This window comes from Streptomyces sp. SCUT-3 (genome assembly GCF_014083985.1).
Taxonomy (GTDB): domain Bacteria; phylum Actinomycetota; class Actinomycetes; order Streptomycetales; family Streptomycetaceae; genus Streptomyces_H; species Streptomyces_H thermolineatus.
Genome location: NZ_CP046907.1, coordinates 3,467,928 through 3,491,278 on the forward strand (window position 1 = coordinate 3,467,928; position 23,351 = coordinate 3,491,278).

Genomic DNA, 23,351 nt, shown 5'->3' on the forward strand with positions numbered 1-23,351 from the left:
CAGCACCACAGCGCCACCGTCCACGAGCACCCCGAAGGGGAGGGCTGGTCCACCGTGTCCCAGGACGCCTACGACTACGACGTGATCGTCATCGGTTCCGGTTTCGGAGGGTCCGTCTCGGCCCTCCGCCTGACGGAGAAGGGGTACCGGGTCGGTGTGCTCGAAGCGGGCCGGCGGTTCACCCGCGAAACCCTGCCGAAGAGCTCGTGGGACCTGCGCAACTACCTGTGGGCGCCGGCACTGGGCCTGTACGGCATCCAGCGCATCCACATGCTCAGCAACGTGATGGTGCTGGCCGGGGCCGGCGTCGGCGGCGGGTCGCTCAACTACGCCAACACCCTGTACGTGCCGCCGAAGCCGTTCTTCGAGGACCGGCAGTGGAAGGACATCACCGACTGGCAGGAGGAGCTGAAGCCCTTCTACGACCAGGCGCAGCGGATGCTGGGGGTGCGGCTCAACCCGACCCTCACCCCCTCCGACGTCCACCTCAGGGCCGCGGCCGAGAAGATGGGCGTGGGGGACACCTTCCACATGGCACCGGTGGGCGTGTTCTTCGGCGACGGCAAGGACGCCGACGGCGGCTGCCGGGCCGAACCCGGGACGGAGGCGGCCGACCCGTACTTCGGCGGCGCGGGCCCGGCCCGCCGCGCCTGCACCGAGTGCGGCGAGTGCATGACCGGCTGCCGCCACGGGGCGAAGAACACGCTCGTCGAGAACTACCTGTACCTGGCGGAGAAGGCCGGGGCGGTCATCCACCCCATGACCACCGTCCGCGGCCTGTCGGAGGACCCCGAGGGGGGCTACCGCGTCGAGACCGTGCCCACCGACAGGCGGCGCTCGGCGAAGCCGGCCGTGCTGCGCGCCCGGCAGGTCGTCGTGGCCGCGGGCACCTACGGCACGCAGACCCTGCTGCACACCATGCGCGACACCGGCCGCCTGCCCCGCATCTCCGCGAAGCTGGGCTTCCTCACCCGCACCAACTCCGAGGGCCTGGTCGGCGCCCAGACCACGGACCGCCGCTACGCCAGGAAGCACCCGGGGCAGAAGCCGGACTTCACCCGGGGCGTGGCGATCACGTCCTCGATCCACCCGGACGAGAACACCCACATCGAGCCGGTCCGCTACGGCAAGGGCTCCAACGCCATGGGCGCGCTGTCCGTCCTCCAGGTGCCCGGCGGCGGCCGGGCCCCCCGCTGGCTGGCCTTCCTCGGCACCTGCGTGCGCCACCCGGTGATGTTCGCCCGGTCGCTGTCCAACCGGCGCTGGTCGGAACGCACCATCATCGGACTGGTGATGCAGTCCCTGGACAACTCCCTGACCACCTACCGCAAGCCGAAGGGCCTGGGGAAGGGCCTGCTGACCTCCCGCCAGGGCCACGGCGCACCCAACCCCGACTGGATCCCCGAGGGCGCCGAGGGCGCCCGGCTGATGGCCGAGGACATCAACGGCTTCCCCGGCAGCAACGTCGGCGAGATCATCGGCACCCCGCTGACCGCGCACTTCCTGGGCGGATGCCCGATCGGCGCCACCGCCGACGAGGGCGTCATCGACCCCTACCACCGGCTGTACGGGCACCCCGGCATCCACGTCGTGGACGGCGCCGCCGTCTCGGCCAACCTCGGCGTCAACCCGTCCCTGACCATCACCGCGCAGGCCGAGCGCGCCATGTCGATGTGGCCGAACAAGGGCGAGGCCGACCCGCGCCCCGCCCAGAGCGAGGGCTACGTCCGCATCCCCGCGGTCGCCCCGCAGGCGCCGGTCGTGCCCGCGGGCGCCTTCGGCGAACTGCGCCTGCCCGTTGTCCTGCCCGTCCCGTCTGTGCCCCCGAAGACGGACGCCGTCCCGAAGGCGGACGCCGCCCCGGCGTCCGGTGCCGCCCCGGAGGCGGCCGCCACGGACTGACCGGCACCCGCTCGTGCGGCGGCCCAGCCGTACGAGCGGCCCGCTCCCCGGGAACCGGCCGGCCCCTGAGCCGTCCGGCTCCGGAACCGGATTGCCGTACGGGGCCGTGCCGGAGGGGGGGAAGGCCCCACCCGGCGTGACGCCCGTCCTTCCGGTACGGGACCGTCCAGGGCGTCGAACCGCGCGGGCCCGTTCTTCCTCACGGTGTGCGGGGGTGCGTGGCCTGCCAGTGGGCGGCCCGTGCGTCCAGGGCTTGAGCTGCGGCGGGGCCGCGGTGGCGGAAGACCGCGAGCCGTGAACGCATATCCTCCACCGCCTTGCGGGTGCGCGCGGAGTCGACGCCCTCCATCCGGTCGAGGGCCCCGCCCCAGTTCTCGCACGCCTCCTCGACGAGACCCCGTGCCGACTGCACCACGGCGAGGTCGGCCAGGGTCAGGGCGTGGATGCGCGGGTAGGCAACGGGGTCCCAGCAGCGGGCCGAACGCTGGAACTGCGCCTCGGCGGCGCGCAGGTCCCCGAGGGCCTGCAACGCCTTGCCCGCCTGGTTGGTCAACCGCGCCTCCGCCGGGCCGCCGAGGCCGGCCCACCGGGGCGCCCGGTCGGGGCGGGCCCTGTCCAGGAGGCGCTCCGCCCGGGCGATCGCCGCCACGGCGGGCCGCGTTTCGCCCCGGTGGGCGTGGGCGCGGGCGAGCGTGAGGTGCACCAGCGTCTCGGTTTCCGGGCCGACGCGGCCCCGCATCCGCCGATGGGCGGCTTCCGCCAGGGGGACGCACTCCGCGGCGCCGCCGTGGCCCGTGTCGAAGGCCTGATGGGCCAGGATGCGCAGCACGTACCCGGCGTGCGCGTCGGGGTCCGCGACCTCGGCGAGCCGGTAGGAGCGCAGGTAATAGCGCTGGGCAAGGCCGTCCTGTCCGGCGTCGTGCGCCTTCCACCCGGCCAGGTAGGCCAGCTCCGCCGCCGCACCGAACATGCTCCGGCGGGTGCCGGAGTCCGCGAACCTCCCCCGGCAGTAGGAGGCCACGTCGGACACGAGGTACTGGACGACGGCGGCCCTGCCGGTGGAGCCGCCGAGGCGTTCGTCCGCGCGGGAGAAGGCCGAGGTGACGTCCCGGACCACCTCGATCTCCGCGGCGCCGACCAGCGCGCCCCGGGCCGCACGGGAGGCACGCTCGGCCGCTTCCGCCCTCCGCTCGGGCGGAAGGGCCAGTGCGCCGACGGAGTAGGCGGCGGTGGTGAGGAAGCGGCGGCGTTCCAACTCGTCCCTCCTCCAGGTCAGGTACCGGGGCGGGGCCCGGACGCCGGTTCCGGTCGACGTCCTCGTGCGAGAGCGCGGACGTCGCGCACGAGAGTGAAGGCCGTGCTCAGAAAGATCATGGATCCCAGCCCGACCCAGAGGACAGATGCCCCGTCCCTGTACTCGAGAACGGCGAGAGCGAGGAACGCTGCACCGGTGAGGGCTCCGAAAGCTGAGATCAGGGCACTGATGAGGTTGGCCATTCGGACATCGTCAACGATTCCTGCGCCCGAGGGGGCGATTCGCGTGAGACGGCCCGGCTCCTGCTCCGCGGACGGCGGACGGACGCCGTGTCGCACACCTGCCGCAAACTGTTCGGGGCGGCCCGCGGGGATGCACGAACTGCCATGCTGAGTCCACGCGGAGAGGGGCTGAGCGACATGCGGTGGCAGGTTCACGGAGAGCGGCCGATCTACACCAACCCCTGGGTCAACCTGTGGCTCGTCGACATCCAGCAGCCGGACGGGCGCCGCTGGGAGCACCACGTCGTACGCATGCGGCACCTCGCGGTGGCGGCGGTCGTGGACGACCGGAAACGGGTGCTCATGATGTGGCGGCACCGATTCATCACGGACACGTGGGGCTGGGAACTGCCCATGGGCCTGATCGAGGCGGACGAGACGCCCGAGCAGGCTGCGGTCCGCGAGGTGGAGGAGGAGACGGGCTGGCGCGTCGAAAGCGTCAGGCCGCTGGTGTACGCGCAGCCGGCCAACGGGATCACGGACTCCGAGCACCACGTCTTCCGGGCGGACGCCGCCACGTACGTCGGTCCGCCGACGGAACAGAACGAGTCGGACAGGATCGAGTGGATTCCCCTGGCCGAGGTCCGGAACATGATCGACCGCAAGGAGATCGTCAGCAGCGGCTCGCTCGTGGGGCTGCTCTACCTGCTGCTCGACGAGGCGACCGGGGGAAGTTAGGCGAACACCTCCCGCATGCGGGCCTCGAACGCGATGACGGACGCCTCCCGCGCGTACGGTCGCAGGCGCCTGCCGAAGTCATGGACGTGCGCCGCCACCCGGGGCGAGTCCACGGTGGCTGTCAGGTCCAGCGCGAGTCCCGCGGTGGCGCAGGCCTGTTCGACCGCTCCCTGCTGGAGCTGGGTGGCGGCCAGCCAGAACGCATGGAAGGCGCGCCCGCGTTGCCTGGCCCGGCATTCCCGGTGCAGGCCCTGGGCGATGAGTGGTTCCGCCTTACGGTGTTCCCCGAGACGGGCGAGGGCGATTCCGGTGTCGACAACGAGTTTGGTCTCGTCGAAATAGCGAACCCACTCAGGTGCCCTTTCGCTGTCGGCCCTTTCGAAACAGCGGTGTGAACGGTCGACGGCCCGGTGGCAGGCGGCGGCGTCCTGCAGGGCGGCTTGGGCGAACGCCTCGCGCATGTGCAGCATGGCCATGATCAGGAGGGAGGAACCCGTCCCGCGCACGATGTCCTGTGCGGCACAGGCCAGTGCGGTGGCTTGCCGGGCGTCTCCTTCGTACGTCGCCAGGAGACTCATGCACGACAGGACGTTGGCGACGAACTGCCGGTCCCCCACCTCCTGCGCCAGGTGAAGGGACTGGGTGAAGTAGCTTCGGGCCGTGGAGTACTGACAGGAGTCGAAGTAGGCCCAGCCCGCGAGGCGCGCCAGTTCCGCGGCGATGCGCTCCAAGCCGGACCTGAGGCTTTCCGAGGTGGTGCGGGCGGCGAGATTTCGAACGTGGCGCAGATGGCCGACGACAGCGGGACGCAGACTTGCTCCGCCGTGCTCGTCGTCGCGACGCCAGTAGTCCTCGATGCACGACTGGACGGCGACCAGTGCGGAACGAGTGACAGGGCCGTCGTCCGCGTGGTTCAAGATCTCGTCCAGTTCCGCGGACCAGGTGTGGCCACGAGGCGGGACAGGGAAAGTTCCCCGGAATGAATCGTGTCCGGTCGGTGCGGAGCGGACCGGGGCCTCCCACGGACGCTGTGCCAGACCGAGCATCGCCCCGGGAATCCGCAGCCCGTCCGAGACGCGTTCGATGACATCGATGTGCAACAGGCGTCGCTGACCGGCCATGACCTCACCCACCCGACTGGGGGTCAGCTCGCACAGGGCGGCGATGCGCGACGGATAGATGCCCGCCTTTCGGCGCACGAGGGCGAAGACCTTGCCGAAGTCGCGGGTCCGGCACGCCTCGACCATTTCCGGGTCCTGCAGAAGAGCAACAGGCAGTTCACGGGGCACGTTCGGCCCGGGCACGGGGTGTCCCCCCTTCCACAAAACGCGCGTGAGGCAGACCGGCCGGTCGAACCGGGTCAAAGGTTACCCACGTTGGGTAATCACCTGGGCCTGAAATCAGCACCCCGGAGCACCGCATGCTGCTGGGCGTGCCGGTGTTGTCCGAACGCCGGCGCACCGACTCAGGCGCGAGGTGAGGACCTGCCGAGGGGCGGAGCGGCATTCCGTGCTTGTTCTGCCCCTTCGTGTCCGCACTTCATGGACGAGACCGAAAGGCGTGCCGTGAACACCATGGGCGAATTCCCCGGACAGGAGTTACCGGCTGCATGGCCGGGGCCGGGAGTCGACGTGGGACGAGCAGTGATGGAAGCAGGCCCGTTCCGGGGTTTCCTGCTGTCGTTCTCGGCGGCGCCCTCGGCTGTCCCTCCCGTGCGGGAGGCGGTGCGGGCCGTCGCGGAGACCTGGGGTCTCGGTGGTCTGGCCGACGCCGCGCAGTTGGCGGTGACCGAACTGGTGGCGAACGTGGCCCGGCACGCGGCGTCGCCCGACTGCTCCGTCCTGCTCCGGCCCGTGCGGGACGGGCTCTACGCCGAGGTGGGCGACACCGACCCGCGCCCGCCGGTGGTCCGCGAGCCGGACTGGGACAGCGAGAGCGGGCGGGGGATGTTCCTCCTCGCCCACACCGTGGACGCGTGGGGAGTCGTGCCGCGCCGACCGGTCGGCAAGTCGGTCTGGTTCGTGCTGCGGGGCCTTTCCGGGGAGGCGCGGTGAGTGTCGTGTCCCCGGTCCCCGGAGCCGGAGGAACCGGGCCCGGCTGGGTGCGGGGGGACTGTGCGTGGCGGTGCGGGCGCCCGGACGTTCCCGTCCTGTGGGTCGGCGACGTCGCCTCGTCCGGGATGCACGCACCGCTCCACATCTGCGGCGACTGCCTGCGGCAGCTCGACGCGATGGTGTGGGCCTGGGCCCGCCGCCGGGACGGCGTCCGCTGACGGGCGGGAGGGTGGCGGGGCTTCCCGCCGGGCCGTGTCGACCCTTCCGCCCGACAGTCCGTCCGGGAGCTTTCTCTCCGATTCCGTGCATTGATGTAGCACAATGAGACACGCGAGGCTACGCTGGATATATGAAGACCATCACCCAGCGCGAGTTCCGCAACAACTCCGCAGCTGTCATGGACGCGGTCGAAGCGGGTGAGACCTACCACATCACTCGCAACGGTGCTGAGGTGGCCGAACTGCGTCCCATAAGGCGCAGGCGTCGCCTGAGTGCGGAAGAACTGGTGGCGCGGCACCGCAGGATGCCCCGTGTGGACCACGCCGTCATGCGGCAGGAGGCGGACGATTTCTTCGGCGCGGACGACCGCGTCGGCGACGACGACCCCTGGGAGCGCAGCCGTGGCTGATCGCTGCCCGAGCGGTGTGCTCGACACCTGCGCATACATCGACCTGGACCTGCTCGACCCTGCGGTCCTGCCGATGGTCCCCGAGCTCACCGCCGTCACACTGGCCGAACTGCACCAAGGTGTCGCCATGGCCAAGGACCCTGCGGTCCGGGCCGCACGCATGGAGAAACTGGGCGCCGCCGTCGCCGATTTCGACCCTCTGCCGTTCGACGGTGAAGCGGCGGCCCGTTACGGAACACTCGTGACGCTTGTCCTCGCCGCGCAACGCGATCCCCGCCCGCGCAAGATGGACCTCATGATCGCGGCTGTCGCCTCCGTCAGGGGACTGCCCCTGTTCACCCGCAACGCCGATGATTTCAAGGGGCTGGAGAGCGCCGTGGTGGTCGTCGCGGTTTGACCGTGGCTGTCCCGGTCGGTCTTCGGGGAGGGGCGGCCGACCGGGGCAGCCGGGACGGGTGGGACGGGCCGGGCGGGCGGTCAGCCGGTGAGGTTGGCCTTGAGGCCGTCGAGGATCTTGTCGGCGGCGGTGTAGCCGATGCCCTGGTACCACAGCTCGTCCTCGACCTTGAAGACGTTGCCCTTCTTCACCGCGTCGAGGTCCTTCCACAGCGAACTGCCGACGGTCTCGGACTCCTTGGCCTTCTTCGCGTCGCCGTAGGTGGCGTAGAAGACGGCGTCGCCGTCGGCCTTGTCGATCTGCTCGGGGCTGACGTCGACCGAGAAGGTGTCCTTGTCGGCGATCGCGGGCCGGCCGACGCCGATGTCCTTCAGGATCGTGCCGATGTAGGTCTGGTTCGCGTACAGGCGGATGTCGGCGCCCTCGACGAAGCGCACCATGCTGACCTCGGTCTCCTTCGCCTTCTCCGGGCCCCCGAGGGCCTCGGTGACCCGGGCGGCGTGCTCGTCGTAGGCGGCGGCGACCTTCTTCGCCTCGGCGGTCTTCCCCAGCGCCTGCGCGTGGACCTGGAAGTTCTCCTTCCAGGGGTGGCCGGTGGTCTCGGTGAGCACGGTCGGGGCGATCGCGGACAGCTCGTCGTAGCGGTCGGCGTCGCGGGTCTCGTTGCTGAGGATCAGGTCGGGTTCGAGGGCGGCGACCGCCTCCAGGTCGGGGTTGGCTATCTCGCCGACGTTCTCGATGCCCTTGGTCTGCTGCGGCGTCAGGTAGCTCAGGAAACCGGACTCGGTGCCCGCGCCGGTGGCACCGACCGGCTTCACGCCCAGGGTGATCGCGGAGTCCAGTTCGGCGGTGTCCAGGACCACGACCCGCTTCGGGTTCTCGGGGACCTTCACCTCGCCCATGGCGGTCCTGACGGTGCGGGTGGCGGAGGAGCCGGCCCCGGAGTTCTCGCCGCCGGACGCGCCGGACGTGGAGCCGGATCCGCCGCCGCACGCGGTGGCGGTCAGGGCCACGACGGCCGCCAGGGCGACCTGGGCGGCGGCGAGGCGGCGGCGGGAACGGTGGGCGGTCATGGAGGACCTCCGTGGTCGGTGGGACGGTACGGGCGGTTCAGGCGGTACGTGCAGTACGGGGACGGAGCAGGGCGGAGGCGGAGCGGGGAGGGGTACGGGGCGGTCAGTCCGGCCCGGTCCGGGCGGAGCCGTCGCCGCCCGGGCCGTCCGGGCCGGCCGGGTGCTGCCAGGGGGCGCCGGGGACGACCATCGGGCCGCCGGTGACCGGGTCGGGGACGACCACGGACTCCAGGCCGAAGACCTCGCGCACCAGTTCCGCGGTGACGACGTCGCCGGGCGGGCCCTCGGCCACGATCCGCCCGCCCCTCATGGCCACCAGGTGGTCGGCGTACCGGGCGGCCTGGTTGAGGTCGTGCAGGACCGCGACGACGGTGCGGCCGCGCTCACGGTTGAGGCGGCGCACCAGGTCCAGGACCTCCACCTGGTGGGCGATGTCCAGGTAGGTGGTGGGCTCGTCGAGCAGCAGCAGGTCGGTCTCCTGGGCCAGGGCCATGGCGATCCAGACCCGCTGCCGCTGCCCGCCGGACAGTTCGTCGACCGGGCGGTCGGCCAGCTCCGCGGTGGCGGTGCGTTCCATGGCGTCGGCCACCGCGGCCTCGTCCGCCCCGGACCACTGCTGCCACCAGCGCTGGTGCGGCTGCCGCCCGCGCGCGACAAGGTCGGCCACGGTGATCCCGTCCGGTGCCACCGGGGCCTGCGGCAGCAGCCCGAGCGTCCGGGCGATCCGGCGCGTGGGCAGGCGCGCCAGTTCCTCGCCGTCCAGCAGGACCGCGCCGGAGACCGGCCTGAGGAGCCTGCCGAGGGCGCGCAGCAGTGTCGACTTGCCGCAGGCGTTGGGGCCGACGATCACGGTGACCCCGCCGTCCGGGACCCGCAGGTCCAGGCCGTCGACGACCGTGCGGTCCTCGTAGGCGAGGGTCAGGGAGCGCGCAGCCAGGCGGGTGTCCGCGGCAGGGGAGGGACGGACGGCGGGGCGGCCGCCCGCCCGGGACGCGCCCGTGCCGGGCGGCGTGCCCGTGCCGGGCGGCGTGCCCGTGCCGGGCCGGGCGTCCGTGCCGGGCCGGGCGTCCGTGCCGGGGGTGTCCGGGCGGGAGGGGACGGGGTTCACGAGGTGCCTCCGGTACGGCCGGTACGGCTGCCGCGTCCGCCGCGTCCGCCGCGTCCGCCGCGTCCGCCGCGTCCGCCGCGGACGATCAGCCACATCAGGTAAGGGGCGCCCACGGCGGCGGTGAGCACGCCGACCGGCAGCTCTGTCGGGGCGAACAGTGTGCGGGCCAGGGCGTCCGCGACGATCACGACCAGGGCGCCCGTCAGGGCCGAGCACAGCAGCGGGATCCCGGCGGTCCGGGTCAGGCGCCGGGCGACCTGCGGGGCGACCAGGGCCACGAAGTCCACCGGGCCGGCCGCGCCCGTGGCCGTGGAGGCCAGGACCACGCCGAGCAGCACCAGTCCGAGCCGCACCCGGTTCAGCCGCACGCCGAGGGCGGTGGCCGTGAGGTCGTCCAGGGCCACCGTGCGCTGCGCCCGCGCCGCCCACAGCAGGAACGGGAGGAGGGCCAGGAGGGTCCACAGCAGGGGCAGGGACTGCTCCCAGCCGCGGCCGTTGAGCGAGCCGGTCAGCCACACCTTCGCCTGTTGGGCGGTCAGCTGGTCGCCCTTGGTGAGGAACAGCTGGGTCAGTGAGGCGAGCGCCACCGAGAAGCCGATGCCGACCAGGACGAGGCGTGCGGCGTGCAGCCCGTCGCGCCAGGCGAAGACGTGGACCAGGGCGGCGGCCAGCAGCCCGCCCGCCACCGACAGCCACGGCAGCACCTGCCAGGAGCCGATGCCGAACGTGATCGCCGCGACCGTCACCGCGCCCGCGCCGTGGGAGATGCCGATGACGTCGGGGCTGGCCAGCGGGTTGCGGGCCACGGTCTGGATCAGCGCGCCGGCCGCGCCGAAGGCCAGGCCCACCAGCAGGCCGGTCACCAGGCGGGGCAGGCGCAGCGTGCCCACCACCAGCTCGTGCGGGCCCGGGCGGCCCGCCACGGCCGCGAGGACGTCGCCGGGAGGGATCCAGGTCCGGCCCGTGCCCAGCGCCACCACGCACGCGGCGGCCAGCAGCACCGCCAGCACCGCGGCCACCGCGGCCGACCGGCGGTGCACCAGGAAGGACGCCCCCGGCCCGCGGAACAGGGCGTACCCGGCGGGGCGGACCGCACGCGGCCCGCCTGCCGCGGCAGCCGCAGCGGGGGCGGGGGAGGCGGTGGGGGCGGGGGACGGGGTGCTCACGCCGCGACCACCGCCCTGCGCCGCACCGTCGCCACCAGGAACGGGACGCCGACGAGGGCGGTCATCACCCCGGCCGGGACCTCCGAGGGCGGGAAGACGATCCGCCCCACCACGTCGGACAGCAGCAGCATCACGGGCCCGAGGAGGAGGCAGGCGGCCAGCAGCCGCCGGTGGTCGGCGCCCACCAGGGCCCGGGCGACGTGCGGCACGGCCAGGCCGACGAAGGCGACCGGCCCGGCCGCGGCCACCGCGGCCCCGGTCAGCACCGTCGCCCCGGCCGCACCGGTGACCCGCACCACCGCCACGTTCTGCCCCAGCCCCCTGGCCGTGTCGTCGCCGAGCGCCAGCGCGTCCAGGCCGCGGGCCGCCACGAGCACCAGCACCGCCCCGGCGGCCAGGAACGGCAGGACCTGCGAGGCGACGTCCGTGCCGCGCCCGGAGAGCGCGCCGACCTGCCAGAAGCGGAACTCGTCGTTGACGGTGGCGTCGGTCGTCACGACGGCCGAGATCACGGCCACCGCGAACGCGTTGACCGCCGCGCCCGCCAGCGCCAGCTTCACCGGCGTCGCGCCGCCGCGCCCGCCGCGCCCGCCCGCCGCCACCGCGTACGCCACCACCGCGGCGGCCGCGGCACCGGCGAAGGCGAACCACACGTAGCCGGACAGGGTGTGCACCCCGAACAGGGCGATGGCCAGGACCACGCCGCACGAGGCGCCCTGGCCGAGGCCGAGGACGCCGGGCTCGGCGATCGGGTTGCGGGTGAGGCCCTGCAGCACCGCGCCGGCCAGGCCGAGCGCCGCGCCGACCATCAGGCCGATCACCGTGCGGGGCAGCCGCATCTCCAGCACGACCCGGGCCTCGGCACCGTCTCCGCCGTGCAGCAGGGCCCGCAGCACCTCGGCCGGCGGAATCGGCCGGCTCCCGACCGCGAGGCTGAGCAGCAGTGTGAGCAGCAGGGCGAGCAGCAGCACCGCCCATGCCGCGCCCGCCCGGAGGGGGCGGCGCCCGCGGGCACGGTCGTCGCCGGACGGTCTGCCGGGTGGGGCGCCGGACGGTCTGCCGGACGGGGTGCCCGGCGGGTCGGCGTGCGGACCGTCGTGCGAACGGCCGGACGGGCCGCCGTCGGACTCCGGGAGCATCGCGTCCATTTCCGTCGAGTGGCAGGGGCAGGGGCAGGCGGCAGGGGGCGGCGGCAGCCGTTCCACCGGCACCCGGTCAGCTTAGGCTTCCCTAATTATGCAGATGCGACGGAGGCGGGGGAGCGCGGATGCCGCACAAGGGACAATGGATGCCATGGCCAACGAATCAGTGACCCTCGGCGGTGCCCCGTTCACCGTCGGTTTCGACCTCGACATGACCCTCATCGACTCCCGCCCCGGCATCAGGGCGGTGTACGAGCGGCTGTCGCAGGAGTGCGGCCACTGGATCGACTGCGACCTCGTGGTCAGCCGCCTGGGGCCGCCGCTGGAGGACGAGCTGGCCAACTGGGTGCCGGCCGAGAAGGTCGCCCCGCTCGCCGACCGCTTCCGCGAGCTCTACCCGGACCTGGCGATAGCCCCCGCCCGGGCGCTGCCCGGCGCGGCCGAGGCGCTGGAGGCGGTGCGCTCGCACGGCGGCCGCGCCGTCGTGGTCACCGCGAAGTACGAGCCCAACGCCCGGCTGCACCTCAAGCACTTGGGCCTGGCCGCCGACGCGGTGCGCGGCTGGCTGTGGGCGGAGGCCAAGGGCGAGGCGCTGATCGAGTACGGCGCCTCCGTGTACGTCGGCGACCACGCGGGCGACGTCCGGGGCGCACGGATCGCGGGGGCGTACAGCGTCGCCGTCGCCACCGGACCGCTGGACGCCCACGGGCTGCGCGCGGCCGGCGCCGACGTGGTGCTGGAGGACCTGACGGCCTTCCCGGCCTGGCTGGACGGTCACGTGGCAGGCGGCGCCCTCGCGCGGTAGTGCGGTCGTGAGGCCGGGTCAGGACTCGCGGGCCCGGCGCCGCTGCACGTGCGCGGAACGCAGCAGCCCGGCCATGGCCATGGCGAAGCCCACGCCCATCAGCATGGAGACTAGGTAGGCCGCGGTCGGCAGCGGTTTCCAGCCCAGGAACAGGGGGGCCACGGTGACCACGGTGGCCACGGCGCCGACGAGGAAGACGACGGCGCCGGCCCTGACGAGGCCGTCGCCCGCATGTGCGGTGGTTTCGTTGCTCACCGCTCCAGGGTAGGCCGATGCACAGGGGCTGTCGGATCCGGCCAGGGCGCATCGCCACCGGTCCTCGGACCATTAGCCTGGTGGCAGCGGGTCACGGTGGCCCGCTGCAGTGTTGTTCAGAGCTGTTTTTCGATGACGAGGACGGGTCGGACGGTGCCTACCGGCAAGGTCAAGTGGTTCAACAGCGAGAAGGGCTTCGGCTTTCTCTCCCGCGACGACGGCGGTGACGTCTTCGTGCACTCGTCCGTTCTCCCGGCCGGCGTCGACGCGCTCAAGCCGGGCCAGCGCGTGGAGTTCGGGGTGGTCGCCGGCCAGCGCGGCGACCAGGCCCTGTCGGTTGTTTTGCTCGAGCCCACCCCGTCGGTCGCGGCCGCCCAGCGGGTCAAGCCGGACCAACTGGCCACGGTCACTCAGGACCTGACAACCCTCCTGGAGGGGTTGACGCCCATGCTCCAGCGCGGGCGCTACCCCGACCGGGCGCAGGGCAAGAAGATCGCCACGGCCCTGCGCTACGTCGCCGACCAGCTGGACGTCTGACCCCGGACACCCGGACACCCGGACGCCCCGGGCCGGATCCCCGCCCCGGGGCGTCCGGCCCGGGTTCCGGCGTGCCCGGGCCCGGACGCCCGGGTCCGCGCGTCCGCGGGGCCGCTATTCCGCCCCGGGGAAGGCCAGCGCGTCCCGGCCGAGCGCCGGGACCAGGCCCTCGGCCGCCGCACGGGTGAGCAGGCCGCGGACCGCCGCGTACCCCTCCTCGCCCAGGTCGGCCGTGAACTCGTTGACGTACAGGCCGATGTGCTGGTCGGCGACGGCCGGGTCCATCTCCTGGGCGTGCTCCAGCACGTAGGCGCGGGACGCCTCGGGGTCCGCCCACGCCTGCCGCACGGACTCGCGGATCGAGTCGGCGAGCAGCCGCAGCCGTTCCTCGCCCAGGGACCGCTTGGCGATGATCGCCCCCAGCGGGATCGGCAGGCCGGTCGCCTCCTCCCACGCCTCGCCCATGTCGGCCAGGCTGTGCAGGCCGTAGGAGGGGTAGGTGAACCGTGCCTCGTGGATGACCAGCCCGGCGTCCACCCGGCCGTCCCGCACGGCCGGCATGATCTCGTGGAACGGCAGGACCAGTATCCGGCCGACCCCGCCCGGCACCGCCTTCGCCGCCCACAGCCGGAAGAGGAGGTAGGCGGTGGAGCGTTCGCTCGGCACCGCCACCGTCGCCCCCGACAGGCTCTCGGCGGACCGCTCGTCCCGGGTCAGCACCAGGGGGCCGCAGCCGCGCCCCAGCGCCCCGCCGCACGGCAGCAGCGCGTACTCCCGCAGCACCCACGGCAGCACCGCGTACGAGACCTTCAGCACGTCGGACTCGCCGCGCTCCGCCATGCCGTTGGTGACGTCGATGTCCGCGAAGGTGACGGCCGGCTCCGGTGCGCCCGGCACCCGGCCGTGGGCCCACGCGTGGAAGACGAACGTGTCGTTGGGGCAGGGGGAGTAGGCGATCCGCAGGGGGGAGGGGGAGGGGGCGGGTACGGGGCTGCTCATGGAGCTGGGGCCTCCAGGGAGTCGAGAACGGACGAGAGCCCGCCGAAGGCGCCGGACAGGGCGGTCAGCGCGTCGCCGATCCGCCAGGCGGCGCGGTCCCGCGGGCCCACCGGGTTGGAGACCGCACGCACCTCCAGCACCGGGACGCCGTGCGCGGCGGCGGCCTCGGCCACGCCGAAGCCCTCCATGCCCTCCGCCGCGGCGCCGGGGTGACGCGCCGCCAGTTCGGCGGCCCGCTCGGCGGTCCCGGTGACCGTGGAGACGGTCAGCACCGGCCCGCACACGGCGCCCAGCGCCCCGGCGACGGCGGCCCGCAGTCCGGGCGGCGGGACGTGGGAGGACGTGCCGAAGCCCAGCTCGGACACGGGGACGAAGCCGGGGCCGGGAAGGGGCTCGGCAGGAGGCCCGGGAACGGGCGGGACCGGCACGGCGGCCTCCGGCACGGCGGCCTCCGGTGAGGGAGCCGGCAGGTCCGGGGTGTTCAGAGCGTCCGGGGCGTCCGGGCTGTCCGGCGCGGGAGCTGGGGCGCCGGTCCGGGCGGCGGGCGGAGGAGCCTGCGGGGGCGGGACTCGGGCGGGCGGGGTCTGCGCGCCCAGGTCGGCGGCGACGATCTCGTCCGCCACGACGACGGAGCCCAGGGGCGCGACGGGCAGGAAGCCCCCGGCGATCCCGGAGGCCACCACCAGGTCGTAGGGGTGCCCGGCCAGCTCCGCCGCGGTCAGCGCGGCGGAGGTCCCGGCCGCGGCGGCGGCCGGGCCGACCCCGGCCGCCAGCAGGTCCGCGCGGTGCCGCCCGTCCCTCAGGACCAGCAGGGAACGGCGGCCGGGCAGGGCCTCCTCCTCCGGAGCGTCCCGGAACCGGGCAGCCAGACCGGTGGCGGCGGAGTCGCGCTCCACCGCCACCGCGGTCACCACGAGCAGTCGCATCGTCGGGCAGGCCGTGGGTGAGGAGGTCAGTCCGTCTGCTTCAGCTTGAAGTTCCACACACCGCTGGTGGTGCCGGGCTTCTCACCCTGGGCGATGATGCTGACCGTTGCGGTCTTCGCACCCTGGCCGCCCTGTGCGGCCGCCTGGAAGAACGACTGCCCGGTGAAGTAGGTGTAGGTCTTCTCGATCGGCTTGTTGATGGCGGGCTGGTTGTTGATCGCGATGATCCAGCCCTGCTCGGCGATCTTCGGGTCGACGCCGAACCGCACCTCGGTCTCCGGGGAGACCTCGATGGTCTTGGCCGACCCGGCGTTCTGGCACTTCTTCTGCTCGTTGGTCCCGAGAGCCTCGCCCTCGTTGTAGCAGCTGGCTTCGAAGCTGATGGAGTCGGAGCCTGCGGTCACCGTGGTAATCGGGGACGGCTTCTCGCAGGCGGCGAGCGCGAACAGCCCGAGGGTCACGGCGCCGATGGCGGCAGCACGGCGGCGAATGGTCATGGACCCGAGGCTACCGGGCGGCCCGGCTCAGGCTGCGCGGGGGTACGGCGCGCCGCGCCGCGCGGCACGGACCAGGCCCCTGGTCGTCGCGGCCGCGGCCACCGCCACCAGGGCCGCGGCCACCGCCAGGCCCAGCGTCCCGTTCAGCGGCAGCACGATGCCCAGCCCGCCGCCGACCACCCAGGACAGCTGCAGAGCCGTCTCGGACCGGGCGAAGGCGGAGGTGCGGACCTCCTCCGGGACGTCCCGCTGGATCAGCGCGTCCAGGGAGAGCTTGGCCAGCGCCTGGGCGAGCCCGGCGACCGCCGCGACCACCGCCAGCGTCACCGCCCCGTAGAGGGCCGCCGCGGGCAGTGCGGCGGCCAGGGCCAGGCCGAGGACCGCGGTGATGATCGTCTCGGGGCCGCGGGCCCTCAGCCAGGCGCCCAGGGTCGTCCCCAGCGCGTTGCCCGCGGCGGCCGCGACGGCCACCAGGCCCAGCGCCACCGCGGCGCTCAGCCCCTCCGGCGGGCGCTCGCGCAGGAGGAAGGCCAGGAAGAGGGTGAGGAGGCCGGAGAAGGCGCGCAGGGCTGCGTTCGCCCGCAGCGCGTGCAGGACGGACGGGCCGACGGTCCGCAGCCCCGGCCGCCTCCGGGCCCGCCCGGAGACGGCGCCCGCCCCCGGGCCGCCCGCGACTCCGGCCCCCGCTGCCGGCCCGGCCGCGGCGGCGATCCCGGCGGCCGGAGGAAGGGGACAGAAAAAGGGGAGTGCCGATGCTCCGACCGGGGAACCGAGGGGGCCGGGGAGGCCGGGTGCGCGGCGTCGGTCCGAGGTGCCGGGTCGGCCGGGACGGTCGGGGTGGTCGGGTCGGTCGGAGTGGTCGAGGTGGCCAGGGCGGTCGGGTGTGCCGCCCCGGCGCCTCGGACCGTAGGACCGGCGCCGCCTTCGACGCCCTCGGCGCGGCCGGCACCGGTGGCGGCACCTGCGGCACCGCCGGCGGCGGCCGGAGACGTGTCCGGTGCCGTGCCCGCGGGCACGCACGCAGACGGTTTCGCAGCCTGCACCGGAGACGCCCCCGCCCCCGCCCCCGCGCCCGCCGCAGTGGCGGGTGCTGCGTCCGGGGAGCAGGACCCGGAGCCGGGTTCGGGATCGGAGCCGGGTTCGGGATCGGAACCGGGATCGGGCTCGGGGTCGGGATCGGGCTCGGGGTCGGAGCGGAGCAGGGCGCGTTCCTCGCCGCGTGCGGAGTCCACCGCGTGGGGGAGGGAGAACGCCAGCAGCGCCCCCGCCGAGAAGACGGCGAGAGCGCCGTACAGCGGCCAGGCCGGCCCCAGCAGGTGCAGCAGCGCGCCCACCGGTGCGGCCAGTCCCGTCGCCACCAGCCCGGCGAGCGTGACCCGGGAGTTCGCCCGCACCAGGGTGACCGCGGACGGCAGCAGGCGGGGCACCACGGCGCTGCGCACCACCCCGTACCCCTTGGACGCCACCAGGACGCCCAGCGCGGCCGGGTACAGCTCCAGTCCGGCGTCCTCGACGCTGCCCGCCATCGCCCAGGCCAGGACCGCCCTGGCCAGCATCGACACCGCCACTGCCGCCCGCCGGCCGTGCGGCAGCCGGTCCAGCAGCGGGCCGATCACCGGGGCGAGCAGGACGAACGGCGCCATGGTGACCACCAGGTACAGGGCCACCCTGCCCCGTGCCTCGCCGACCGGTACGGAGAAGAAGATGGTCCCCGCGAGTGCGGCGGCGATCAGCATGTCGCCCGCGGAGTTCACCGCGTGCAGTTCGATCAGCTTGCCCAGTCCGGACTCGCCCGCGCCCTGCGCGTGGGTCGCCCGTCTGATCCGGGAGCCGGTCGCCCGCAGGGGGAGGACGGCGGCCCGGCCCGCGCCCCGCACGGCGCCGCGGGCCGCGCGGGAGACCGCGCGGCCCGCCCTGCGCAGTGGCCCGGGGGCGTCGTCATCGCCCTTGCGGGACGTCGGGTCGGCTGCCACGCCGCCCATCCTGCCCCAGCTTGTGGTGATCGATGCGGATGGCGACCGGTACGGGTGGCGGGTCGTCACCCGCCGCGCGGCGAACGGGGTACGGGCGGACACCGGGCCGCGGGGCGGCGGGCCCGCGGGGAACCCGGGCGGGAGACGCACGGGGAGGGCGGGCCGGGCGCGGGCGGCACGCATGCGGCACGCGGGCGGCACGGGGTGTGCTGGGACACGGGCGCGGAAGGGCGAGCTTTCGCAGGCCCGGACGCGACGGGTAGCGTGCCAACCGCGCATCCCTGGAGACGTGCCCCCGTTCCTTCGCGCAGAATGGAGCCCATGAGGCGTGTCCCGCCTCCGGGTGTCGACGCGGTCCCGAGGTCCGCTCCACCCGCCGGGTGGGCGCGTCCGCGACACGGCGTAGGAGAGAATCGATTCTTGTGAGTGCTGCGATGCGAAGCCGTACCCCTGACCGCCTGTGCGCCGAGGCGGTCGACCTGGCCCGGTCGGTCGCGGAGGAGGCCGCGGGCCCCGAGGCCGTCGGCGAGCACCTCGGGGCGGTGGCCGAGGGAGACCGCGTCGTCACGCACTCCTTCGCCAGCAACGAGCCCGCGTACCGGGGATGGCGCTGGGCCGTGACCCTGACCCGTGCCTCGCGGGCGCGCCTGGTCACCGTCGACGAGGTCGTGCTCCTGCCGGGCTCCGGCGCCCTCCTGGCTCCCGAGTGGGTGCCGTGGAGCGAGCGGCTGCGCCCGGGGGACATGGGCCCCGGCGACCTGCTGCCCACCGACGCCGACGACCCGCGCCTGGAACCGGGGTGGACCGGCGAGGACGAGCCGCCCCCGAACTCCGCGCTCTCCGCCGCGGTCCCGGCCCCCGCGACCGGCACCGAGGACGAGGGCGCGGCCGAGGGCGAGGGCGAGCGGATCACCCCGCCCCCGGCCACCGGCAGCATCACCGCGGTCGCCCGGGAGATCGGCATGGACCGCCCGCGGGTGCTCTCCCGCTACGGCCTGGGCGTCGCGGCGGACCGCTGGGAGGAGGCGTACGGCCCGCGCACGCCCATGGCGCAGGCGGCCCCCGCCCAGTGCATCACCTGCGGCTTCCTCGTCCCGACCGCGGGATCGCTGCGGCAGGCGTTCGGAGTGTGCGCCAACGAGTTCTCGCCGGCCGACGGCCGCGTGGTCTCCCTGTCGTACGGGTGCGGAGGCCACTCCGAGGCCGCGGTCATGCCCAGGCCGCCGCAGCCGGCCCCGCCGGTGCTCGACGAGATGACGTCCGAGCCGATGCCGCTGCACCCCGAGCGGTCCGGCGGGTCGGTCGAGGACAGCACCCCGGCCGAGGAGCTCGGCCACAGCTGACCGTCCCGGGCCCCGTCCCGGGCCTCGCGCCGGGCCCCGCGCCGGGCCCCGCGCCGAGTGCGCTCCCGGCCGGGCCGGCTCCCGGGCCGGGAGCCGCGCCGACGGCCTTCCGGGGTTCCGGGGCCCGTCCGGGCGGTGCCCGCACGCCGGGTGCGCCCCCGGCCCGTTCCGCCGCGCCCCCGGCCCGCATCGGGTGCCCCCGTGTGGCGGTACCTTCGCCGGGCAGGGTTCCTTGGCGAGGGAGTGACGGCAGTGGGTGCGTCGATGGTGCGGGAGACGACCGGCGGAGCGGATCCGTTCGGCACGGCGAGGTTGCGCCGCGGGGTGCTGGACGCCTGGGCGGCCTCGCCCGCGCGGTTCCGCGAGGACGCCAACGCGGAGGAGGACCTGGCGCTCGGCGGCTACCGGGACCGGCTGGTGGTCGAGCTGGCCCAGAACGCGGCCGACGCCGCCGCCCGCGCGGGCGTGCCGGGCCGGCTGCGCCTGACGCTGCACCCTGCGGGGGACGGCACCCCCGCAGTCCTGGCGGCCGCCAACACCGGTGCCCCGCTGGACGCCGCGGGCGTCGAGTCGCTGTCCACCCTGCGCGCCTCCGCCAAGCGGGAGGAGCCGGACGCGGCCGTCGGCCGCTTCGGCGTCGGGTTCGCCGCCGTCCTGGCGGTCAGCGACGAGCCCGCGGTGGTCGGCCGTTCCGGCGGCGTGCGCTGGTCGCTCACCGAGGCCCGCGACCTCGCCGTGGAGGCGGCCGGGGCGACCGGGGCGGCAGGGGCGGCCGGGGCCGCTCCCGCGGCGCCCGGGGCGCCCGGGGCCTCCTCCGCCGGCCTCGCCGACGAGATCCGCCGCAGGGACGGCCACGTCCCGCTGCTGCGCCTGCCGCTGCCCGCCGAGGGCACGGCCCCGGACGGCTACGACACCGTGGTGGTCCTGCCGCTGCGCGACGCCGCCGCCGAGGACCTGACCGCGCGCCTGCTGGGCGAGGTGGACGACGCGCTGCTGCTGACCCTGCCCGGGCTGGCCGAGGTGGTCGTCGAGACCCCCGGCGCGGTCCGCGTGCTGACCCGGCGTGAGGAGGACGGCCTGGTCGTGGTCGAGGACAGCGCCGGCGCCGCGACGCGCTGGCGCGTCCGCACGGACGGCGGGCGTCTGGACGCGGCCCTGCTCGCCGACCGCCCCGTCGAGGAGCGCCTGCGCCCGGGGTGGTCGGTGACCTGGGCGGTGCCCGTCGAGGAGGGCACCGGCAGGCCCGGGCGCACCGCCACCGCGCCCGTCGTCCACGCGCCCACGCCGACCGACGAGCCGCTGGGCCTGCCCGCCCTGCTCGTCGCCTCCTTCCCGCTGGACACCACCCGGCGCCACGTGGCACCCGGCCCGCTGACCGACTTCCTCGTCGAGCGGGCCGCCGACGCCTACGCCGCCCTGCTGCGCGACTGGCGCCCCGTCACCACCGGCACGGTCGACCTGGTGCCCGGCCCCCTCGGCCGCGGTGAACTGGACGGGGCGCTGCGCCGGGCGGTGCTGGACCGCCTGCCGCGCGTGCCGTTCCTGGCGGGTGCGGCCCGCGCGCCCGAGGGCGAGGAGCCGGTCGCGCTGCGCCCCCGGGACGCCGAACTGGTCGAGGGCGCCTCGGACGCGACCGTGCGGGTGCTGGCGGAGGTCTTCCCCGGCCTGGTCCCCGGCGGCCTGGAGCGCCGGGCGGAGCTGCGCACGCTGGGCGTGGCCCGGGTGTCCCTGGGCGACGTGGTCGACCGCCTGGCCGGGACCGAGCGGTCCCCCGAGTGGTGGTACCGGCTCTACGAGGCCCTGGCCGGCACCGCGCCCGACCTGCTCGGCGGGCTGCCCGTGCCGCTGGCCGACGGGCGCACCGCGACCGGCCCGCGGCAGGTGCTGCTGCCGCTGCCGTTCGGCGGCGTGGACGGTACCGAGGGCATCGGCGCCCCGTCCCCGGCGGACCTGGCCCGGCTCGGCCTGAAGGTGGCGCACCCGGACGCGGTGCACCCGCTGCTGGAGAAGCTGGGCGCCGTCCCCGCCACGCCCCGCGCGGTGCTGACGACCCCGCAGGTGCGGGCCGCGGTCGCCGCGTCGCTCGACGACGACGAGGCCTGGTACGACGACGGGGACGAGGGCGGCCCCCTCGGCGCGGAGGAGCTGGCCGACCTGGTGCTGGGCCTGGTGCGCGCCGCGGGCCTGGCCCCCGGGGACGAGCCGTGGCTGGCCGCCCTGGCCCTGCCGGACGACGAGGGCGAGCTCGCGCCCGCCGGCGAGCTGCTGCTGCCGGGCAGCCCGTTCGAGCAGGTGGTGCGCGAGGGCGAGCTGGCCGCCTGCGACCCGGAACTGGTCGGGCGGTGGGGCGAGCAGCCCCTGACCGCGGTGGGCGTGATGGCCACCTTCGCCCTGGTGCGGGCGACCGACGTGGTGCTGGACCCGGACGACCTGGAGCCGCGCGAGGGCGACTGGGCCGAGCCCGACGACGTCGGGCTGCTGGACGCGGTCGACGTGTGGTGCGAGGACGTCCTCGACCAGCTCCCCGAGACCGACGTGCCGCCGGTGGCCACCGAGATCACGGCCGTGCGCGACCTGGACCTGGTCGACGACGACCGCTGGCCGCAGGCCCTGGCGCTGCTGGCGCAGCCGCCGCTGAGGGACGCCCTGGTCACCCCGGTGCGGGTGCTCCTCCCGGACGGCACCACCCGCTCCGTCCGCCCGTACACCGCGTGGTGGCTGCGCGACCACCCGGTGCTGGACGGCCGGCGCCCGGTCGGACTGCGCGCGGCCGGCGGCGACCCGAGGCTGGCCGGCCTCTACGACGAGGCGGGCGCGGACGCCGAGGTGCCGCTGCCGGACGAGCAGGTGCTGCGCTGCCTGGGCGTGCGCACCTCGGTGGAGGCGCTGCTGGACGAGCCGGGCGGCGCGGCCGAGCTGCTGGGCCGCCTCGCCGACCCCGGCCGCCCGGTGACCCCGGACCGGCTGCACGCCCTGTACGCGGCCCTGGCGGAACTGGACCCGCAGAAGGTGACGCTGCCGGACGAGCTGCGCGCGGTGGTGGACGGGCGGGCCGTGGTGGTGGACGCGGGCGAGGCGCTGCTCGCCGACGCCCCCGACCTGCTGCCGCTGGCCGGCGGCCGGCCGCTGCTGCCGGCGCCGCCCCGGCTGGCCGCGGAGCTGGCCGACCTGCTGCAGGTGCGCCGGCTGAGCGAGGAGTTCCCGGCCCGGGTGCTGGGCGACGGCGACGTGCACGAGGTGCCGGAGGCCGTGCGCGGCCTGCTGCCCGGGGCGCCGGAGACCTACACCGAGCACGAGGAGCTGCTGGTGGAGGACGGCGAGGGGGGCGAGGCGGAGCTGGACTGGCGGGTGGACGGTGCGGCGGTGCACGCGGCCACCCACGAGGGGGTCGCGGCGGGGCTGGCCTGGGCGGCGGGGCAGTGGCACCGGCGCTTCGAGGTGGCCGCGCTGCTCGCGGAGCCGGACCGGGCCGAGGAGCTGGCCCGGGCCCGCTGGTTCGACTGAGGCCGGGAGGCGGCCCCCCGGGGCGGAGAGGCCGGCCCGAACCCGGGAGGCCGGCCCGGGGTGCGGGAGGCGGTCCTGGGGCCGGGAGGGGCGGCCCGCGGAGCGTTCGAGAAGCCCCCTGTGGGCGCCTTGTGAAGATCCGGTAAAGGCCCTAAGGTCATCTTCCAGCGAACGATCCTGTGGGGGGATTGCACGCGGTAACGGCCCGAGGGCCGTCGGCACCGTCACGGCGCCGACGGCCCTCGCGTCGTTCCCGGCCCGTTCCCCGTCTTCCGGGGCGCTCAGGCGTTCCGTTCCCCCGGGGTCCCGTCAGTCGTCTTCGTCACGTCCGCGGGGGCTGCCGCGGCGGCCGGCCCGGCCGGGTCCGCGGGGGCGGGGCCGCGGTGGCGCAGGAGGGCGGCGCGGCGGTTGCGCGTGTACTTGATGCCGATCAGGCCGAGGCCGGCACCGGCCAGGCAGGTCCACACCCACCAGGTGTACCCGTGTTCCTGGAACCAGCCGTAGAAGGGGAGTTGGGCCAGGAACAGCAGGAACCACAAGACGGTGCCCCCGGTGACGACGGCGACGTCGTTCGCCTCCAGGGGCGGCGGGGCGGGGCGCTCGGGAGTGGTCAGCCGGGTCAGGTTCAGCACGCTCAAAGGGTACGACCACCGCCGGTCCGGCCGGCGGTCGCCCGGGCGGGGAGCCCTATACCGTCTACGCGCGGAGATAGGAGAAACGCCTTCGGCGTGTTCATACTGAATCTGTCCGGATCCACTCCACAGGCAGCCGAAAAGAGCCGCTGGAGTCGGTCCGATGTGCTGTTTCCGTCCGGCGATCCGTCGCCCG

Annotated in this window: 22 protein-coding genes; 9 read left to right on the forward strand and 13 right to left on the reverse strand. The window is 75.0% G+C overall.

Features of this window, described 5'->3' with window-relative positions:
- Positions 1 to 54: 54 nt before the first annotated feature.
- The gene (locus tag GQS52_RS15390; protein WP_182313986.1) at positions 55 to 1,902 is read left to right on the forward strand and encodes a GMC family oxidoreductase; all 1,848 of its coding nucleotides are present in this window, start codon (positions 55 to 57) and stop codon (positions 1,900 to 1,902) included.
- A 199-nt stretch (positions 1,903 to 2,101) separates the two neighbouring features.
- Here the strand turns inward: GQS52_RS15390 and GQS52_RS15395 are convergent, their stop codons facing one another.
- A complete protein-coding gene (locus GQS52_RS15395; RefSeq protein WP_182313987.1) occupies positions 2,102 to 3,157 on the reverse strand; it encodes a hypothetical protein in 1,056 nt (351 codons plus the stop codon).
- Positions 3,158 to 3,576: 419 nt separating this feature from the next.
- On the opposite strand from GQS52_RS15395, the gene GQS52_RS15400 reads away from it, so the two are divergent.
- Complete coding sequence (locus GQS52_RS15400; RefSeq protein ID WP_182313988.1) at positions 3,577 to 4,116, forward strand: NUDIX hydrolase; 540 nt, start codon at positions 3,577 to 3,579, stop codon at positions 4,114 to 4,116.
- On the opposite strand, the gene GQS52_RS15405 is transcribed toward GQS52_RS15400, so the two are convergent.
- The gene (locus tag GQS52_RS15405) at positions 4,113 to 5,420 is read right to left on the reverse strand and encodes a hypothetical protein (RefSeq protein ID WP_182313989.1); all 1,308 of its coding nucleotides are present in this window, start codon (positions 5,418 to 5,420) and stop codon (positions 4,113 to 4,115) included. The two genes, GQS52_RS15400 and GQS52_RS15405, sit on opposite strands and share 4 nt — an antisense overlap.
- A 327-nt stretch (positions 5,421 to 5,747) precedes the next feature.
- Here GQS52_RS15405 and GQS52_RS15410 point away from each other — a divergent pair, with 327 nt between their 5' ends.
- From GQS52_RS15410 to GQS52_RS15420, 3 genes are all read left to right on the forward strand, one after another.
- A complete protein-coding gene (locus GQS52_RS15410; protein ID WP_259370789.1) occupies positions 5,748 to 6,170 on the forward strand; it encodes an ATP-binding protein in 423 nt (140 codons plus the stop codon).
- A 349-nt stretch (positions 6,171 to 6,519) separates the two neighbouring features.
- On the forward strand, positions 6,520 to 6,798 hold the full coding sequence (locus tag GQS52_RS15415; RefSeq protein ID WP_182313990.1) for a type II toxin-antitoxin system prevent-host-death family antitoxin: 279 nt from the start codon (positions 6,520 to 6,522) through the stop codon (positions 6,796 to 6,798).
- A complete protein-coding gene (locus GQS52_RS15420; protein WP_259370790.1) occupies positions 6,791 to 7,195 on the forward strand; it encodes a type II toxin-antitoxin system VapC family toxin in 405 nt (134 codons plus the stop codon). Before GQS52_RS15415 ends, GQS52_RS15420 begins: the two co-directional genes overlap by 8 nt.
- Before the next feature lie 80 nt (positions 7,196 to 7,275).
- Here the strand turns inward: GQS52_RS15420 and GQS52_RS15425 are convergent, their stop codons facing one another.
- The 4 genes from GQS52_RS15425 to GQS52_RS15440 form a co-directional block, all read right to left on the reverse strand.
- Positions 7,276 to 8,268: an iron-siderophore ABC transporter substrate-binding protein gene (locus tag GQS52_RS15425; RefSeq protein ID WP_182313991.1), complete on the reverse strand. Its 993-nt coding sequence runs from the start codon at positions 8,266 to 8,268 to the stop codon at positions 7,276 to 7,278.
- A gap of 103 nt (positions 8,269 to 8,371) precedes the next feature.
- Positions 8,372 to 9,205: an ABC transporter ATP-binding protein gene (locus GQS52_RS15430; RefSeq protein WP_182316473.1), complete on the reverse strand. Its 834-nt coding sequence runs from the start codon at positions 9,203 to 9,205 to the stop codon at positions 8,372 to 8,374.
- Between the two features lie 167 nt (positions 9,206 to 9,372).
- Positions 9,373 to 10,446 (reverse strand): iron ABC transporter permease, encoded by a 1,074-nt coding sequence (locus GQS52_RS15435; RefSeq protein WP_259371124.1) that lies wholly within the window; start codon positions 10,444 to 10,446, stop codon positions 9,373 to 9,375.
- A gap of 92 nt (positions 10,447 to 10,538) precedes the next feature.
- A complete protein-coding gene (locus GQS52_RS15440; RefSeq protein ID WP_259370791.1) occupies positions 10,539 to 11,690 on the reverse strand; it encodes an iron ABC transporter permease in 1,152 nt (383 codons plus the stop codon).
- A 145-nt stretch (positions 11,691 to 11,835) separates the two neighbouring features.
- On the opposite strand from GQS52_RS15440, the gene GQS52_RS15445 reads away from it, so the two are divergent.
- The gene (locus GQS52_RS15445) at positions 11,836 to 12,489 is read left to right on the forward strand and encodes an HAD family hydrolase (RefSeq protein ID WP_182313993.1); all 654 of its coding nucleotides are present in this window, start codon (positions 11,836 to 11,838) and stop codon (positions 12,487 to 12,489) included.
- Between the two features lie 18 nt (positions 12,490 to 12,507).
- On the opposite strand, the gene GQS52_RS15450 is transcribed toward GQS52_RS15445, so the two are convergent.
- Positions 12,508 to 12,744 carry a hypothetical protein gene (locus GQS52_RS15450; RefSeq protein ID WP_182313994.1) on the reverse strand — a complete coding sequence of 79 codons (237 nt, stop codon included), beginning with the start codon at positions 12,742 to 12,744 and terminating at the stop codon, positions 12,508 to 12,510.
- Positions 12,745 to 12,897: 153 nt separating this feature from the next.
- On the opposite strand from GQS52_RS15450, the gene GQS52_RS28235 reads away from it, so the two are divergent.
- On the forward strand, positions 12,898 to 13,281 hold the full coding sequence (locus tag GQS52_RS28235; protein WP_182313995.1) for a cold-shock protein: 384 nt from the start codon (positions 12,898 to 12,900) through the stop codon (positions 13,279 to 13,281).
- Between the two features lie 114 nt (positions 13,282 to 13,395).
- Here the strand turns inward: GQS52_RS28235 and GQS52_RS15460 are convergent, their stop codons facing one another.
- From GQS52_RS15460 to GQS52_RS27850, 5 genes are read right to left on the reverse strand one after another with little or no spacing between them, the layout of a single operon-like run.
- Positions 13,396 to 14,280, reverse strand: a complete 885-nt coding sequence (locus tag GQS52_RS15460; protein ID WP_182313996.1) for a 1,4-dihydroxy-6-naphthoate synthase — start codon at positions 14,278 to 14,280, stop codon at positions 13,396 to 13,398.
- A complete protein-coding gene (gene mqnB, locus GQS52_RS15465; protein WP_182313997.1) occupies positions 14,277 to 15,206 on the reverse strand; it encodes a futalosine hydrolase in 930 nt (309 codons plus the stop codon). The genes GQS52_RS15460 and mqnB overlap by 4 nt, the downstream gene beginning before the upstream one ends.
- Before the next feature lie 26 nt (positions 15,207 to 15,232).
- Complete coding sequence (locus GQS52_RS15470) at positions 15,233 to 15,703, reverse strand: DUF2771 domain-containing protein (RefSeq protein WP_182313998.1); 471 nt, start codon at positions 15,701 to 15,703, stop codon at positions 15,233 to 15,235.
- Positions 15,704 to 15,730: 27 nt separating this feature from the next.
- Positions 15,731 to 16,189: a hypothetical protein gene (locus tag GQS52_RS15475; RefSeq protein ID WP_259370792.1), complete on the reverse strand. Its 459-nt coding sequence runs from the start codon at positions 16,187 to 16,189 to the stop codon at positions 15,731 to 15,733.
- Between the two features lie 8 nt (positions 16,190 to 16,197).
- Entirely contained in the window at positions 16,198 to 17,685 is a 1,488-nt protein-coding gene (locus tag GQS52_RS27850) for an MFS transporter (protein WP_259370793.1), read from the reverse strand.
- A 425-nt stretch (positions 17,686 to 18,110) separates the two neighbouring features.
- On the opposite strand from GQS52_RS27850, the gene GQS52_RS15485 reads away from it, so the two are divergent.
- Both GQS52_RS15485 and GQS52_RS15490 read left to right on the forward strand, forming a co-directional pair.
- Positions 18,111 to 19,019, forward strand: coding sequence for a DUF3027 domain-containing protein (locus GQS52_RS15485; protein ID WP_182313999.1), 909 nt, complete (start codon positions 18,111 to 18,113; stop codon positions 19,017 to 19,019).
- A gap of 264 nt (positions 19,020 to 19,283) precedes the next feature.
- Positions 19,284 to 22,523 (forward strand): molecular chaperone Hsp90, encoded by a 3,240-nt coding sequence (locus GQS52_RS15490; protein ID WP_182316475.1) that lies wholly within the window; start codon positions 19,284 to 19,286, stop codon positions 22,521 to 22,523.
- Positions 22,524 to 22,804: 281 nt separating this feature from the next.
- On the opposite strand, the gene GQS52_RS15495 is transcribed toward GQS52_RS15490, so the two are convergent.
- Positions 22,805 to 23,155 carry a DUF2530 domain-containing protein gene (locus GQS52_RS15495; protein WP_330166936.1) on the reverse strand — a complete coding sequence of 117 codons (351 nt, stop codon included), beginning with the start codon at positions 23,153 to 23,155 and terminating at the stop codon, positions 22,805 to 22,807.
- Between the last annotated feature and the right edge of the window lie 196 nt (positions 23,156 to 23,351).

What these genes read in the sequence shown, in the direction of transcription:
- GQS52_RS15400 (WP_182313988.1), top strand. Translation starts at nt 3,577, where the DNA reads ATGCGGTGGCAGGTTCACGGAGAGCGGCCGATCTACACCAACCCCTGG.
- GQS52_RS15415 (WP_182313990.1), top strand. Translation starts at nt 6,520, where the DNA reads ATGAAGACCATCACCCAGCGCGAGTTCCGCAACAACTCCGCAGCTGTC.
- GQS52_RS15425 (WP_182313991.1), bottom strand. Translation starts at nt 8,268, where the DNA reads ATGACCGCCCACCGTTCCCGCCGCCGCCTCGCCGCCGCCCAGGTCGCC.
- GQS52_RS15440 (WP_259370791.1), bottom strand. Translation starts at nt 11,690, where the DNA reads ATGGACGCGATGCTCCCGGAGTCCGACGGCGGCCCGTCCGGCCGTTCG.
- GQS52_RS15445 (WP_182313993.1), top strand. Translation starts at nt 11,836, where the DNA reads ATGGCCAACGAATCAGTGACCCTCGGCGGTGCCCCGTTCACCGTCGGT.
- GQS52_RS15460 (WP_182313996.1), bottom strand. Translation starts at nt 14,280, where the DNA reads ATGAGCAGCCCCGTACCCGCCCCCTCCCCCTCCCCCCTGCGGATCGCC.
- mqnB (WP_182313997.1), bottom strand. Translation starts at nt 15,206, where the DNA reads ATGCGACTGCTCGTGGTGACCGCGGTGGCGGTGGAGCGCGACTCCGCC.
- GQS52_RS15470 (WP_182313998.1), bottom strand. Translation starts at nt 15,703, where the DNA reads ATGACCATTCGCCGCCGTGCTGCCGCCATCGGCGCCGTGACCCTCGGG.
- GQS52_RS27850 (WP_259370793.1), bottom strand. Translation starts at nt 17,685, where the DNA reads ATGGGCGGCGTGGCAGCCGACCCGACGTCCCGCAAGGGCGATGACGAC.
- GQS52_RS15485 (WP_182313999.1), top strand. Translation starts at nt 18,111, where the DNA reads ATGCGAAGCCGTACCCCTGACCGCCTGTGCGCCGAGGCGGTCGACCTG.
- GQS52_RS15490 (WP_182316475.1), top strand. Translation starts at nt 19,284, where the DNA reads ATGGTGCGGGAGACGACCGGCGGAGCGGATCCGTTCGGCACGGCGAGG.